The organism is Pseudomonas sp. URIL14HWK12:I12 (genome assembly GCF_003097135.1).
Lineage (GTDB): Bacteria > Pseudomonadota > Gammaproteobacteria > Pseudomonadales > Pseudomonadaceae > Aquipseudomonas.
In genome coordinates, this window is sequence record NZ_QEQL01000001.1 from 449,010 (window position 1) to 462,459 (window position 13,450).

The 13,450-nt window shown below is 61.4% G+C and carries 16 protein-coding genes; 13 read left to right on the plus strand and 3 right to left on the minus strand.

Going from position 1 to position 13,450, the window contains the following annotated elements; genetic code table 11:
• Positions 1-195 precede the first annotated feature (195 nt).
• Positions 196-1,224: a zinc-dependent alcohol dehydrogenase family protein gene (locus tag F474_RS02015; RefSeq protein WP_097084198.1), complete on the minus strand. Its 1,029-nt coding sequence runs from the start codon at positions 1,222-1,224 to the stop codon at positions 196-198.
• Between the two features lie 205 nt (positions 1,225-1,429).
• Here F474_RS02015 and F474_RS02020 point away from each other — a divergent pair, with 205 nt between their 5' ends.
• The 3 genes from F474_RS02020 (at position 1,430) to F474_RS02030 (ending at position 3,790) form a co-directional block, all read left to right on the plus strand.
• Positions 1,430-2,347, plus strand: a complete 918-nt coding sequence (locus tag F474_RS02020) for a LysR family transcriptional regulator (protein WP_097084197.1) — start codon at positions 1,430-1,432, stop codon at positions 2,345-2,347.
• Positions 2,348-2,467: 120 nt separating this feature from the next.
• On the plus strand, positions 2,468-3,073 hold the full coding sequence (locus tag F474_RS02025; RefSeq protein ID WP_097084196.1) for a DMP19 family protein: 606 nt from the start codon (positions 2,468-2,470) through the stop codon (positions 3,071-3,073).
• 117 nt (positions 3,074-3,190) lie between these two features.
• Positions 3,191-3,790, plus strand: a complete 600-nt coding sequence (locus F474_RS02030) for an SMI1/KNR4 family protein (protein ID WP_256577681.1) — start codon at positions 3,191-3,193, stop codon at positions 3,788-3,790.
• A 63-nt stretch (positions 3,791-3,853) separates the two neighbouring features.
• On the opposite strand, the gene F474_RS02035 is transcribed toward F474_RS02030, so the two are convergent.
• The gene (locus tag F474_RS02035; RefSeq protein WP_097084195.1) at positions 3,854-4,474 is read right to left on the minus strand and encodes a hypothetical protein; all 621 of its coding nucleotides are present in this window, start codon (positions 4,472-4,474) and stop codon (positions 3,854-3,856) included.
• A 357-nt stretch (positions 4,475-4,831) separates the two neighbouring features.
• Between F474_RS02035 and F474_RS02040 the strand changes: the two genes are divergently transcribed.
• From F474_RS02040 to F474_RS02050, 3 genes are read left to right on the plus strand one after another with little or no spacing between them, the layout of a single operon-like run.
• Positions 4,832-5,509, plus strand: a complete 678-nt coding sequence (locus F474_RS02040) for a CsgG/HfaB family protein (protein ID WP_097084301.1) — start codon at positions 4,832-4,834, stop codon at positions 5,507-5,509.
• A gap of 15 nt (positions 5,510-5,524) precedes the next feature.
• Positions 5,525-5,929, plus strand: coding sequence for a DUF4810 domain-containing protein (locus tag F474_RS02045; RefSeq protein WP_097084194.1), 405 nt, complete (start codon positions 5,525-5,527; stop codon positions 5,927-5,929).
• Positions 5,926-6,585 carry a DUF799 domain-containing protein gene (locus F474_RS02050; protein WP_097084193.1) on the plus strand — a complete coding sequence of 220 codons (660 nt, stop codon included), beginning with the start codon at positions 5,926-5,928 and terminating at the stop codon, positions 6,583-6,585. Before F474_RS02045 ends, F474_RS02050 begins: the two co-directional genes overlap by 4 nt.
• Positions 6,586-6,595: 10 nt before the next feature.
• Here the strand turns inward: F474_RS02050 and F474_RS22605 are convergent, their stop codons facing one another.
• Entirely contained in the window at positions 6,596-6,772 is a 177-nt protein-coding gene (locus tag F474_RS22605; protein ID WP_165830251.1) for a hypothetical protein, read from the minus strand.
• Positions 6,773-6,959: 187 nt separating this feature from the next.
• On the opposite strand from F474_RS22605, the gene modA reads away from it, so the two are divergent.
• The 7 genes from modA to F474_RS02085 all read left to right on the plus strand — a co-directional run bounded on the left by modA (position 6,960) and on the right by F474_RS02085 (position 13,379).
• Positions 6,960-7,712, plus strand: a complete 753-nt coding sequence (modA, locus tag F474_RS02055; protein ID WP_097084192.1) for a molybdate ABC transporter substrate-binding protein — start codon at positions 6,960-6,962, stop codon at positions 7,710-7,712.
• On the plus strand, positions 7,712-8,392 hold the full coding sequence (gene modB, locus F474_RS02060; protein ID WP_097084191.1) for a molybdate ABC transporter permease subunit: 681 nt from the start codon (positions 7,712-7,714) through the stop codon (positions 8,390-8,392). The genes modA and modB overlap by 1 nt, the downstream gene beginning before the upstream one ends.
• A gap of 5 nt (positions 8,393-8,397) precedes the next feature.
• On the plus strand, positions 8,398-9,480 hold the full coding sequence (gene modC, locus F474_RS02065; protein ID WP_097084190.1) for a molybdenum ABC transporter ATP-binding protein: 1,083 nt from the start codon (positions 8,398-8,400) through the stop codon (positions 9,478-9,480).
• A 75-nt stretch (positions 9,481-9,555) separates the two neighbouring features.
• Positions 9,556-10,359: an endonuclease/exonuclease/phosphatase family protein gene (locus tag F474_RS02070; protein ID WP_097084189.1), complete on the plus strand. Its 804-nt coding sequence runs from the start codon at positions 9,556-9,558 to the stop codon at positions 10,357-10,359.
• Positions 10,356-11,570: a cardiolipin synthase ClsB gene (gene clsB / locus F474_RS02075; protein WP_097084188.1), complete on the plus strand. Its 1,215-nt coding sequence runs from the start codon at positions 10,356-10,358 to the stop codon at positions 11,568-11,570. Before F474_RS02070 ends, clsB begins: the two co-directional genes overlap by 4 nt.
• Complete coding sequence (locus F474_RS02080; protein WP_097084187.1) at positions 11,567-12,511, plus strand: lysylphosphatidylglycerol synthase domain-containing protein; 945 nt, start codon at positions 11,567-11,569, stop codon at positions 12,509-12,511. The genes clsB and F474_RS02080 overlap by 4 nt, the downstream gene beginning before the upstream one ends.
• A 112-nt stretch (positions 12,512-12,623) precedes the next feature.
• The gene (locus F474_RS02085; RefSeq protein WP_097084186.1) at positions 12,624-13,379 is read left to right on the plus strand and encodes a hypothetical protein; all 756 of its coding nucleotides are present in this window, start codon (positions 12,624-12,626) and stop codon (positions 13,377-13,379) included.
• Positions 13,380-13,450 lie beyond the last annotated feature (71 nt).

The following is a 13,450-nucleotide window of genomic DNA, read 5'->3' on the forward strand; positions in this document are numbered from 1 at the left end:
TATGAGGCCATACATTTTCACGCAAGGGGCTGCGTGATAATCCACATGAGCTTTATGAGTATTTTCTATTTATATCATGTAGTTAAATCTAATTCTTAGAAATTATATAAAGTAAACATCGCCAATTTAATGACAAAAAAACCGCACCCATGGTTAGGTACGGTTTTTTGACAATTTTTTGTCACTCACTATGCGTCAGCCAATCGGCGAATCAAGGCTAAGCACCACCCGCCCAATGCAAGGGCATTCATCCATGTACCGGTGCGCCTCCACGAATTGCTCGAACGGAAACACTCGGGCTGGCTGAGGAGTGATCACACGGTCTGCTGTCAGCTGGTTGATTTGAACCAGTGCCTTGCGAGTTGCCGCCTCATCCTGGGGAATGTCGAGCTCAGGCTTGCCAGTGAAATTGCCAAGGCAGTGCAGATGTAACTGAAGGCTCTTCTGAAACGCCGCGCAGGCCGGCAGCGAGGTTTGGTTGCCGCCCTGAAGCCCGTAAAGGATCAGGCTACCACGAGGGGCCATCAAGTCGCCCAGCATCGACATCTGCGGCCCCCCAAGCCCGTCGAACACCATATTCACCCCACGACCGTCGGTGTACTTGCCGACCTGGGTGACCAGGTCCTGTTCTTCGGTAGCGATGACTTTGTCGGCACCCAATGCAAGCAACGCCTCGCGCTGCTCACTGGTTTTGCTTACCGCAATCACTTTTACACCCAGCGCCTTGCCCAACTGCACAAAGGCAGGGCCTGCACAGTAACTGGCACAGGTCACCAGCGCAGTCTGGCCCGGTTGGGCGCGAGCAAGGTCAACGTAGGCAAACCAGGCAATCAGCAAGGGGGTGTAGTGCACCGCAGCCTGCTCAGGCGACAGCACATCGGGGTATCGCACCAGCGCTTGGGCGGGCAACACCGCTACCTCGCCGTACACCGGGTGATCGTTGGCGCTGGCGGCGGGAAAACTGGCGACTGCATCGCCTACTTTGAAGCCTTCGACCCCCTCACCAACGGCGGTAACCACACCGGCCATTTCCTGGCCCAGGCTCGCCGGCAGGCGAGCCTGGGAAGGCGCCAGGTTCTGGCGCCAGAGCACGTCGTACCAAGTCACGCCGATAGCGGCCACTCGCACTTGCACTTCGCCGGGGGCAGGCAACCGGGCCTCGTGCTCTTCGCACTTGAGGACCTCTGCCGGGCCGAACTTGTGAAAACGAATTGTGCGGGGCATCACGAACCTCGTCTCATGACCTCTAATGGCTTGCAGATTATCCGGGCTTTAAGGGAGGCACCATCGGCGCAGGTTAATAGTCACCATGCCTGGCATTGATCCTCACGCGCCCGAACGCGTGTTACTGTCACATTCTCGATGCAGATTAACAGCTTTTCGCCTTACTATTCGACGTCTGCGCCCACCCTGAGCATGAAGCCCGCCGATGAACCGCAACGATTTGCGCCGTGTCGACCTGAATTTGCTGATCGTGTTCGAAACGCTGATGCACGAGCGAAGCGTCACCCGTGCTGCGGAGAAGCTTTTTCTCGGCCAGCCGGCGATCAGTGCTGCGCTGTCACGTTTGCGCACCCTGTTCGACGACCCCTTGTTCGTGCGCACTGGTCGCAGCATGGAACCCACCGCTCGGGCGCTGGAAATCGGCGCTTTGCTCTCCCCGGCGCTGGACTCGATCTCCACCGCCGTGAGCCGGGCTGCCGAATTCGACCCCGCCACCAGCACGGCCGTGTTCCGGGTCGGGCTGTCTGATGATGTCGAGTTCGCGCTGCTGCCTCAGCTGCTCAAGCGCCTACGGGCCGAAGCGCCTGGGATTGTGCTGGTAGTGCGCCGCACCAACTACATCCTGATGCCCGCACTGCTGGCCTCGGGCGAGATCTCGGTAGGCGTAAGCTACACCAGTGACCTGCCCGCCAACGCCAAGCGCAAGGTGCTGCGCCGCAGCCGCCCTCGCCTGCTGCGTGCCGACAGCATGCCCGGCAGCATCAGCCTCGACGACTTCTGCTCGCGCCCCCATGCGCTGGTATCGTTCGCCGGCGACCTCTCAGGCTTCATAGACGAAGAACTGGAAAAGATCGGCCGCCAGCGGCACGTGGTGCTCGCCGTGCCACAGTTCAACGGCCTCGGCTCACTGCTGGCAGGTACAGACATCATTGCCACCGTGCCTGATTACACCGCAGACAGCCTGACTGCCGCTGGCGGCTTGAGGGCCGAGGATGTACCGGTCAGCACGCGCACCTTCGAGCTGCACATGGCTTGGCGAGGGTCACAGGATAACGACCCAGCGGAGCGGTGGCTGAGGTCAAGATTGCAGATGTTTTTTGGCGACCCTGACAGCCTGGCGTAAAACGATGCCTGTTGAGAGGCCGCCAGCCTTTGGCCGCAACTGACCGCGCCGACACCCTAGCCTCGTACTGCTGGAATTAGCGCAGTACCTCAGCGTGGCTAACCTCGCCACGGAGTACCTATGAGCGAAAAACTCCCCTGCCGCAGTTGCGGTAATTTGATAGCAATGAGCACGGCAGAAAAAAACGAAGGCATGTGCATGCCCTGCAAGGGCGGTTATCGGGAACGTATCGAACAGAGCAAACGTCGAGCCGAGGAGCACAAGAAATACACCGCCAGCCCGCAAGCGTCGTATTGGAAAGCGCTGGTCGACCGCGTTTACCACACCCCCGAAGGTTTCTCGGGTCTGGCATTGGCCGAACAGCACTATTACGCGGTCAGCGTATTGGTGGGTGAAGTTTACAATGGCGGTTTTGACCAGTACTTCGGTAACTCATCGGGGGATCACTACGCCGAGGCCTGCGCGGGGCTGCTGCAATTGGAAGCGACGCAAACGCTGGCATTGCTCGAAAAGGCCAAGCGTCTGTTGTTCGGTATCGAGCCTGTACCCACCGACCAAGGCCTGCGCCAATTGAGCATGCCTACTTACGCAGACCAGCCGGACCTGGATTGCGAAGCTGCCCTGGATACGCTCGACCAGCAATTCTATCTGGACTGCGAACAGCTCGATGAACGCTTGCTCAAATACGCGGGCGAACACCGCTTGTTCGAAAGAGCGCGTGGCTGACACCCAGCCCTGCACCAGAACTCAGCGATCCCCTACCGCCGCTGCGCGCGCCGCCCACTGAACCTGGGTAGCGGGATGCGCGGCCGACTCACTATTCGATACATCTGGAAGCACCCTATGACCATGAGCCTCGTCGATACCTACCTCGCCGGCGTCCGCGAGGCGCTGCCCGATAGCCAGCGCACTGAGTTGGAACTCGCCCGAGGGGCCTGCGCGGCGGACCTGCGGCGGCTGGCCGAGCGTTATCCGTCATGCCCGGCCAGCTTGGCGGAGTTACTGAGCCGGATCGACGGTACGCACTACCGAAATTATCCGGGCGGCCGGGTCATGGTGCTGATGCTGGGCTCTGATGTATTCGAGTACCCCTACTACCTCAGGTCGATTAGCCAGATCCTTGAAGAAGGTGGCACTTACCGGCGAAGCATTGCGCAAATCTATGAGGGCTATCTGGAGCAGGAGCCTGACCTGGTCGGCCCTGGGATCGATCTATCGCCAGGCATGCATGAGCGGCTGTGCTTTTCGCACTGCATGAACAACGGCGGCAGCTCGAAGCTGTATATCGACTTCAAGCCAGCGGCCGGCGGCCAGGTGGGTCAGGTAGTGCGTTACCTTCACGACCCTGATAGTTACAAGGTGATCGCGCCGAGCTTCGACCATTACCTGCAGCAACTGATCGACGGCAACTACGCCTTCATTTTCGACGATGAGGATTACTGATGCAGCGCCCAGTGCCACGGGCCCCGTTCTGAACAGCCGGCCCGGGAGCGCCCCGAAGCCGGCCTACTGCCAAGGGAACGAGCGATAGGTCACTCGCTGCAAAGAAGCCGACAGCGCAGAGAAACGCGCTTCGATCTGCAGGCATTGGTCGCCGGTGATGCGCTCCCCCAGGCGCACAGGCAGCCCGCGACAAGCCTGCAGCGCCTTCGCGATGTTGATGCCCATGACGGCGCTGACCTCCCGGGCTGTCGAGGCCAACTGATCTGGCGCGTATCCAGCCAGCCACAGATCGTGCTCGGCGTATAAGCCTTTCGCCAAGCCGTGCTCTGCTGGCTGGGGGGCATCTGCGCAAGGCAACTCAAGGAATGCATCCCACTCAGCGTAATGCTCCAGGGCAAGTGCATAATCCTCAAGACCGGAGTGCGGTTGCTGTCGCTTCTGCACACACAGCACGTCTGCAAAAGTCGCCGCCTCCAGGCAGGGTGAAAGGTCATAGCGCTCAACGAGCGCCAGAAGGCGGCCCTCATCGTCTTCATCCTCCCTCGACGCCAGATAAAATCGGCTGTCGAGCAACCTGGCGCCTCCTTGCACGTAAACCCACGCGTATCGCTGCCACACAACCTGATCATCAGAGCACGCCGCAATAACCTCCAGTGTTTCGCGAAACGAGTTGAGCCTGAACATTGCACCGAGCCTCCTTAGCCTTCGAGCGCCAGTGCCTGATGTGCACTGAAGCCATCCCATCTACATCGAATATCAAGAAGTGCCCTGGTTCGATTGGCCTGCCGATCAGGCCCCGCCCAGATCGAGCCCCGCTTCATGCCCCAACTGTCGTAGCGCCCGCAGCCCTCATGCTTAACGTCGAGCAGCCGATATTGAGATGGCGAAGCAAGGCAGATTAATTTCAATGCGCCGCTAGTGGCCATTGGCCTTCACCCTTATACTCCACCTCCACCTCCACCTCCACCTCCACCTTCCCCTGCGCCGGCCTATGCTGCCGCGATGGACGCCACATCTTACAAGGAGCTGTTCTTGAAACCCATGTTCACCCCGGCTGCCCTGCCCTTGCTGGCAGCGGCCGCGCTTGCTGTGCTGGCCGGTTGCGCCGCGACAGAAACCTCCCGCGCCCTACCCGTTGCACAGGTCGAGAGCGTTGCCCGCCCCTACAGCGGTGCTCGCTCGCCGATTGCGGTAGGCAAGTTCGACAACCGCTCAAGCTACATGCGCGGGATTTTCTCCGACGGTGTTGATCGCCTGGGCAGCCAAGCCAAGACCATCCTGATCACTCACTTGCAGCAGACCGGCCGCTTCAGCGTGCTAGACCGCGACAACCTGGGCGAAATCCAGCAGGAATCGACCTTCAAGGGCCAGGCTCAACGCTTGAAAGGCGCCGATTATGTGGTGACAGGCGATGTAACCGAGTTCGGCCGCAAAGAAGTGGGCGACCAGCAGTTATTCGGCATTCTCGGGCGGGCCAAGAGCCAAGTCGCTTACGCCAAGGTGGCACTCAACATCGTCGATAGCGCCACTTCAGAAGTGGTGTATTCGACCCAGGGCGCGGGTGAATATGCCCTATCTAACCGTGAAATCGTCGGTTTCGGTGGCACTGCCAGCTATGACTCGACCCTAAACGGCAAGGTGCTGGACCTGGCCGTGCGCGAAGCTGTGAACAAGCTGGTCGATGCCGTGGACAGCGGCGCCTGGAAGCCTCAACGCTGATCGAAGGAGCGATACATGAACAAGGCGTTCACCTTTGCCGCCACCGCCTTGGTGTGCGGCTGGCTGGCCGGCTGTGCGGGGCCGCGCACGCTGTATCAATGGGAAGGTTATCAAACCCAGGTGCGGGGCTACTTCAAGGGCGATGCCAAAGAAGCCCAACTGCAGGCGCTGGACGCCGGGCTGGAGCGCATCAAGGCAAAGGGCGGTGCAGTGCCACCGGGTTACCACGCCCAGATGGGCCTGCTATGCGCAGACCTCGGCCAGCAGGCACGGATGGTTCAGGAGTTTCAGGCGGAAAAAGCACTGTTTCCTGAATCGGCCACGTACATGGACTTTTTGCTGAACAATGCAGGCAAGCCGGCCAGCGCCGCAACCGCCAGCGCGTCCAGCACCGAGCCTGCGGCAGGGAAATCACTATGAATATCTGGATCAAACGCCTGGCGCTGATCGGCCTGGGCGCGCTGGCCGGCGGCTGTGTTCCTACCAAAACCGTCGACTATCAGGCCTACAAGCAGGCCCGGCCGCGCTCGATCGTCGTGTTGCCGCCGCTGAACGAGTCACCGGACATCAAAGCCACCTACAGCCTGTTGTCGCAAGTCACGGTGCCGCTGGCCGAAGCCGGCTACTACGTGGTGCCCGTAGCGCTGGTAGACGAAACCTTTCGCCAGAACGGTGTGACAGCCGCCGGGGACGCCCATCAGCTGCCGCTGGCGAAGCTGCGTGAAATCTATGGCGCCGATGCAGGGCTGTACATCACTGTAAGTGACTACGGCACCAAGTACATGGTGCTGAGCAGCGCCACCATCGTCACCGCTCATGCGCGCCTGGTCGACCTGAAGACCGGCACCACACTGTGGACCGGCAGCGCCAGTGCCTCCAGCCAGGAAAACCAGAACAACTCTGGCGGCGGCCTGGTGGGCATGTTGGTAGTTGCAGCGGTCAACCAGATCGTGGCCAATGTGGTAGAGGACGCCGGTTACCCGATTGCTGGCGTCGCCAGCGGCCGCCTGTTGTCGGCCGGGCAGCCCGCCGGCTTGCTGTACGGCCCGCGTTCGCCCCGCTACGGCAGCGATTGAGCCCAGCGGTTCACTGCGCGTTGTTTTCCAGGCGGCTCAGCAAAGCGTTATAGCGAGCCGCCGAGCCGCCCAGCGCCCCAGTCGCCTGGCCGGCCAATTCAATCACGCGCCTGCGTACCAGTACCATCTGGTGGCGGCGGCCTGCCCACTGCGCGGCTTGCTGCGCGTCGATTACGGCGACAACCAACGTGCGTCAGTCGGCTGGAGCAAGGGGAGCTGCGCTGCCCTGTTCGGGGCGGCAGTGCTGATAGGCTCGCTATCAACCCTCGCATGATGCTCGTTTAACCTGTATAGGCGGCCACAGGCCCTTGCCCTGGCGCCTGCGCTTCGCTATATAGTCGCCTACACAACGAACTATGCCCCGGAGCTGCTGCATGACTGCCCTAACCCCCCGTATCGCTACGCTAGCCCTGGGGCTGATTGCCTCTACCGCCTGGGCTGATGAAGTCCAGGTGGCTGTGGCGGCCAACTTCACAGCGCCCATTCAGGCCATTGCCCAGGGTTTCGAGAAAGACACCGGCCACAGGTTGGTCGCAGCGTACGGTGCCACGGGGCAGTTTTATAGCCAGATCAAGAACGGCGCGCCTTTCGAGGTGTTCCTGGCGGCAGACGAAGCCACCCCGGCGAAGCTCGAAAAGGAAGGCGAAGCCGTCGAGGGCTCGCGCTTCACCTATGCCATTGGCACCCTGGCGCTGTGGTCGGCCACGCCAGGCTATGTAGACGGCCAGGGCAAGGTGCTCAAGGCCAACCACTATCAGCATTTGTCCATCGCCAACCCCAAGGCCGCCCCCTACGGCCTGGCCGCGACCCAAGTGTTGAGCAAATTGGGCCTTGCCGACGCCACCAAGGCCAAGATCGTCGAAGGGCAGAACATCACCCAGGCCTTTCAATTCGTCTCCACCGGCGGCGCTGAGCTGGGCTTTGTAGCGCTGTCGCAGATCTACAAGGACGGTAAGGTGACACAGGGCTCGGCATGGATTGTGCCCACGGAGCTGTATCAACCGATCAAACAGGATGCGGTCATCCTCAACAGAGGCAAGGACAGCACCGCTGCCAAGGCTTTGGTGGAATACCTCAAAGGCCCGAAAGCCGCCCAGATCCTTCAGGCCTACGGCTACGCACGCTGATGCCACTGGATGCCGCTGACTGGGCCGCCATCCGCTTGACGCTTGAGCTGGCGAGCCTCACGACCGTGCTGTTGCTGCTGCTCTGCACCCCACTCGCCTGGTGGCTGGCTCATGGCCGTTCGCGCTGGCGGGCAGTAGTCGGAGCGGTGGTGGCGCTGCCGTTGGTGCTACCGCCGACGGTCATCGGCTTCTACCTGCTATTGTCGCTCGGGCCTCACGGGTGGATTGGCCAAGCCACCCAGGCCCTAGGGTTGGGCACGGTGGTGTTTAGCTTCTCAGGCCTGGTGATCGGCTCGATGATCTACTCGTTGCCATTCGTGGTGCAGCCCTTGCAGAACGCGTTCAGCACTATCGGCCCGCGCCCGTTGGAGGTGGCAGCGACCCTGCGCGCCTCGCCCCTGGACTGCTTCTTCAGCGTAGTGATGCCCATGGCCAGGCCGGGCTTTATAACCGCTGCCGTGCTGGGCTTTGCCCACACCGTGGGCGAGTTCGGTGTTGTGCTGATGATCGGCGGCAATATCCCTGGCAAAACGCGCGTGGTTTCGGTGCAGATTTTCGACCATGTCGAAGCCATGGAATACGCCCAGGCCCACTGGCTTGCAGGGTCCATGGTGATTTTCTCTTTCCTTGTGCTGCTGGCGCTCTACGCGCGACGCGGGCCCAAGGCTGGTTGGAGCTGAGCGCCATGACCGCCTCTCTCAACGCTCGCCTGAAGGCCAGCCGCGGCAATTTCCACCTACAGGTGAGCCTGAACTTGCCCGCAACGGGCATCACAGCGCTGTTTGGCCCTTCGGGGTCAGGCAAGACCACTCTATTGCGCTGCCTGGCGGGGCTTGAGCGTGCACACGAGGCCTATATAGAAGTGGCAGGCAAGGTGTGGCAATGCACGAGCAGCGGTGTCTTCCTGCCGCCCCATCGGCGGCCGCTGGGCTATGTGTTCCAAGAAGCGAGCCTTTTTCCGCATCTGTCTGTTCAGGAAAACCTCGATTACGGCTGGCGGCGAGTGCCTGCAGCGCAACGGCGCATCTCCCACGCGGCCGTCTACGAAATCCTCGGCATCGGCCACCTGCTGGCACGGCACCCCGAACAGCTCTCGGGCGGCGAGCGCCAGCGAGTTGGCATTGCCCGGGCGCTATTGACCAGCCCTCGGTTGCTGCTGATGGATGAGCCGCTGGCTGCGCTGGACAAAGCGCGCAAGAACGAAATCCTGCCCTACCTGGAGCGCCTGCATGCCGAACTGGACATTCCGGTGATCTACGTCAGCCATGCCCAGGATGAGGTGGCCCGCCTCGCCGACCACCTGGTCGTGCTCGAACGCGGCGAAGTGGTCGCCAGCGCGCCGCTCGCCGAAACGCTGGCACGGCTCGACCTGCCCTTGGCGCACGACGCCGATGCAGGCGTGGTAATCGATTGCCAGGTAGAAGCGTTCGATGCGCACTATCACTTGCTGGCGCTGAGGCTGCCCGACGGTGATGCCACCCTGCGCATTGCCCACCCTGTGCGGCCCACGGGCAGCCGCCTGCGTGTTCAGGTGCAAGCGCGGGATGTGAGCCTGAGCCTGCATCCAGACACTCAGAGCAGCATTCTCAATCGCCTTCCGGCGACGGTACGCCAGCTGCGACCACTGGGCGCCCACGCACTGGTGCGCCTGGACTGTGCCGGTGCGCCTCTGCTGGCTCGGATCACGCGGTACTCGGCTGATCACCTGGCGCTAGTGCCCGGTTCAGTGGTATGGGCGCAGATCAAGGCCGTCGCGGTGCTGGCCTGAGGCCCGCGGCCAACGGGAGAACTTTCAGCCGCCGTCCTGGGTCGGACCTATCAACCACGCCCCGGAGAGCTCCCCATGGCTATCGAGCCCGCCGATGCCCCCGCGCGAGCCGCAGACGCGCCCACCGAACAGGGTCAGGCTGTCGACGCCATCAAGGTGCTGACGGTCAACACCCACAAAGGCTTCAGCGCCCTCAACCGGCGCTTCGTGCTGCCTGAGCTACGCGACGCGGTAAGAGCACTGTCGGCTGACGTCGTCTTCTTGCAGGAAGTGCTGGGCCGCCATAGCGGCCATGGCGAACGTTACGACAACTGGTCCGACACCCCGCAATACGAATTCCTCGCCGACAGCATGTGGCCTGTCTATGCGTATGGCCGCAACGCGGTGTACCCAGAGGGCGACCATGGCAACGCCCTGCTGTCGAAATTCCCGATCCTGCGGCATGACAACCTCGACGTGACTGTCAGTGGCCATGAGGAGCGCGGCCTGCTGCATTCGGTGCTCCAAGTGCCCGGCCGAGGGGAAGTGCATACCGTGTGCATTCACCTTGGCTTGCACGAAAGCCAACGACAGATGCAGCTCAAGTTATTGTGCCAATTGCTCGAAAGCCTGGGCCGCCATGAGCCGGTGATCGTGGCTGGAGACTTCAATGACTGGCGGCTCAAGGCCAGCGGGGTGCTGGAGGCGTGCGGCCTCAAAGAGGTGTTTACCCAGGCCTATGGAGCACCGGCGCGCAGCTTCCCTGCACGCTTCCCCTGGCTGCGGCTGGACCGTATCTACCTGCGTAACGCCGAGGGGCACTGCCCGCAGGTGCTGTCGCGTAAGCCCTGGTCGCATCTTTCGGACCACGTGCCGTTGGCTGTGGAGGTTCGCTTGTGAGCACAGGTAATGCATTGGAGCTGCTGATCAACGGCGAGGCGTTCTACCCGCGGGTGTACCAAGCCATCGATGCCGCTCGGGAAGAGGTGCTGCTGGAGACGTTCATCTGGCGTGAAGACAAGGTCGGCTGTGCACTGCAGGAGCACCTGATCGCTGCCGCCAAGCGAGGGGTGCGGGTGGAGGTGCTGGTAGACGGCTATGGCAGCGACGAATTGAGCGCTGCATTCGTGCAGGCGTTGGCCGAGGCAGGTGTGCGCCTGCTTGCCTTCGACCCCAGCCCTCGGCGGCTCGGGGTACGCACTAACCTGTTCAGGCGTCTTCACCGCAAGATCATAGTCGTAGACGGCGAGATCGGTTTTATCGGGGGCATCAACTTCTGTGCCGACCACTTGGGTGACTACGGCCCCATGGCCAAGCAGGATTACGCCGTGCAAGTGCGGGGGCCGGTGGTCGAGGCCATGCATCAAGCCAGCCTGCGGCTGATGGACGAGACCGCTAGGGTAAGCCGCCAGCCCAAACCCTGGCTGACGCGGCAGGTTCCGTTGGAGCCCGACACCGCCACTGCCAGCGCCAGCCTGTGGATTCGCGACAATCAACGCCATCGCGACGACATCGAGGAGCAATACCTGCTGGCCATCGATCAGGCCCAAGAGCGCATCCTGATCGCTAATGCCTATTTCTTCCCTAGCTACCGCTTGCTGCGCGCACTGCGGCAGGCAGCGCGGCGGGGCGTAACGGTCACCTTGATGTTGCAGGGGATGCCCGACATGCCCCTGGTACGGCTGTGCTCGCGGCTGCTCTACAACGACCTGCTGCGCGATGGCGTGGCCATCCGAGAATACATCGAACGGCCGCTGCACGGAAAAGTCGCGATTATCGACCGGCACTGGTCGACGGTTGGCTCGAGCAACCTCGACCCACTTAGTTTGTCGCTGAATTTGGAAGCCAATCTGGTAATCGACGACCCGACCTTCAACGAACGGCTCTATGACCACCTGCATCAGCTGACCGAAGCCCATAGCAAGGAGGTTACACAGCAACGCCTGCTCCGCGGCTACTGGTGGCGCGCACCGCTGGTGTTCTTGTGCTTTCACTTCCTGCGTCACTTCCCGGCCTGGATCGGCTTGCTCCCTGCCCACCGCCCACGGCTCAAAGCCTGGGCGCCTGTTACCGAACGAAGGGGCCAGATGCCCGAAGGAGACGCCGGATGAAAGGCTCACGGTGGGCACTGGTACTACGGGTCTTGAACTGGGTATGCATCATTGGCGTGCCGGTGTTGCTGTACTTTCTGTTGCGCAACCAGGATTGGGGGGAGGTTTGGCAGGCGCTCAAACGCTACCCCGCCACTACGCTGCTCGTAGGCGCGGTAATTGCCCTGGCCAGCTATGCCGTTTTCAGCAGCTTCGATCTGATCGGCAAGGCCTACACCGGCCACCCCTTGCGCCGCGGCCAGGTGATGCTGATCGCTTTCGTCTGCTACGCCTTCAACCTCAACCTGAGCTCATGGGTGGGCGGCATCGCACTGCGTTACCGGCTGTACACCCGACGGCAAGTGAAGGCCGCTACCGTCACACGCATCCTGAGCCTCGGCCTGCTCACCAACTGGTCGGGTTACCTGTTGGTGGCTGGCATAGTGTTCGCCTGTGGGCTGCCGCCATTGCCCGATAGCGTGCACATCGGCGCCACCAGCCTACGGGTGGCCGGCTGCGTGATGGTTCTGGCCAGTGTCGGCTGGGTACTGGCGTGCCGCTTTTCGCGCAAGCGTTCCTGGACGTGGAAAAGCCACGAAATCACGCTGCCATCTTCGCCCATGGCACTTTTACAGGTCGCCAGCGGCGCAGTGAACTGGACGCTGATGGGCACGCTGATGTGGTGGGTTATGCCGGCAGGTGCAGACTTCCCAACCGTATTGGCTATCCTGCTGATCAGCAGCATTGCTGGGGTTATCGCGCACATTCCGGCCGGCTTGGGCGTGCTTGAAACTATTTTCATCACCTTGATGCAGGGCCAGTATGGCAAAGGCACCTTGCTTGCTGCGTTGATTGCCTACCGAGCACTGTATTTTCTGATGCCGCTGGCCCTTGCCTGCCTGACATACCTGTACATGGAGCGTCGGGCCATCGCCCATGTGGCACCCTCGGCACGTGGATAATACTGGCAATCGGCGAGGAGCTTTCCGACACGTCGGATCGTCCCTCAGCCAATGAGCACTCCGTAGGCTGGGGCGTCTGGATTGCAGACGTCACCATGCGAAGGAGTGCATCATGAAACCCACCCAACCGGCCTCGCCCGGTAAGACCTTGGTAATCGTCGCGCTAGCAGCACTTTTGCCCATGGCTGCAGGGCTTGTGGCAACGCTATACAGCGTCGAACACACACTGCAACGTGAGACGGACAAAGTGCTGAAAAGCGCGCTGGCGCAACTGGACCAGGTTTTCGATCAAGTCGCCACTTCAGCCCTGCACTTGTACCCCCTGCATGTGGCCAACTGCCAGCCCAATCACCCCTTCCCTGCGCTTCCAAGCGGGCGCAACGTGTTCGTTGACGAATTCAAACTGGTGGGTGATTGCGCAGCCCAGCTCGACTTCCCTGGAACCGCCGGCAATGAAAGTGTCTGGACGTTGTCCATTGAACCACCTGCGCCGGCGAGCGATGATCTGGGCTACCTTCACATGCGCTATGGCAACGAACATCAGCACATGGTTGCGCTGATGGACATACAGCGCCTAGCCCAGTGGATGAAAATGATCAGCGGTGATACCTACCTGTCGCTACGTATAGGGGGCTATCAGATGTGGGACGACGGGGCGCTTCTGTATGGCAAGACGACCGATAGCCAACGTTACGCGTCGACCGCAAAATCGTCGTCATGGCCCTATGAAGTAACCAGTACCCTTTCCGCAGACGACATCCTGCGCGCATTTCGCGACGGCCTGATCGAGATGCTGGTCAAGTTGGGCGCCCTTTCAGTGGTCTGCGCCGGGCTTTGCCACTGGGCACTGACTCGAACACGCCCCTGACCTGCTTGAAAGCGGCGCGGGCACTGCCTGCGCCGTTTGCTAGCCTTGGTGCAAACACAGCGGCGGGCGGC

Coding starts and splice junctions, on each gene's coding strand:
- F474_RS02015 (WP_097084198.1), bottom strand. CDS start 1,224: ATGCCCCGCACAATTCGTTTTCACAAGTTCGGCCCGGCAGAGGTCCTC.
- F474_RS02020 (WP_097084197.1), top strand. CDS start 1,430: ATGAACCGCAACGATTTGCGCCGTGTCGACCTGAATTTGCTGATCGTG.
- F474_RS02025 (WP_097084196.1), top strand. CDS start 2,468: ATGAGCGAAAAACTCCCCTGCCGCAGTTGCGGTAATTTGATAGCAATG.
- F474_RS02030 (WP_256577681.1), top strand. CDS start 3,191: ATGACCATGAGCCTCGTCGATACCTACCTCGCCGGCGTCCGCGAGGCG.
- F474_RS02035 (WP_097084195.1), bottom strand. CDS start 4,474: ATGTTCAGGCTCAACTCGTTTCGCGAAACACTGGAGGTTATTGCGGCG.
- F474_RS02040 (WP_097084301.1), top strand. CDS start 4,832: ATGTTCACCCCGGCTGCCCTGCCCTTGCTGGCAGCGGCCGCGCTTGCT.
- F474_RS02045 (WP_097084194.1), top strand. CDS start 5,525: ATGAACAAGGCGTTCACCTTTGCCGCCACCGCCTTGGTGTGCGGCTGG.
- F474_RS02050 (WP_097084193.1), top strand. CDS start 5,926: ATGAATATCTGGATCAAACGCCTGGCGCTGATCGGCCTGGGCGCGCTG.
- modA (WP_097084192.1), top strand. CDS start 6,960: ATGACTGCCCTAACCCCCCGTATCGCTACGCTAGCCCTGGGGCTGATT.
- modB (WP_097084191.1), top strand. CDS start 7,712: ATGCCACTGGATGCCGCTGACTGGGCCGCCATCCGCTTGACGCTTGAG.
- modC (WP_097084190.1), top strand. CDS start 8,398: ATGACCGCCTCTCTCAACGCTCGCCTGAAGGCCAGCCGCGGCAATTTC.
- F474_RS02070 (WP_097084189.1), top strand. CDS start 9,556: ATGGCTATCGAGCCCGCCGATGCCCCCGCGCGAGCCGCAGACGCGCCC.
- F474_RS02080 (WP_097084187.1), top strand. CDS start 11,567: ATGAAAGGCTCACGGTGGGCACTGGTACTACGGGTCTTGAACTGGGTA.
- F474_RS02085 (WP_097084186.1), top strand. CDS start 12,624: ATGAAACCCACCCAACCGGCCTCGCCCGGTAAGACCTTGGTAATCGTC.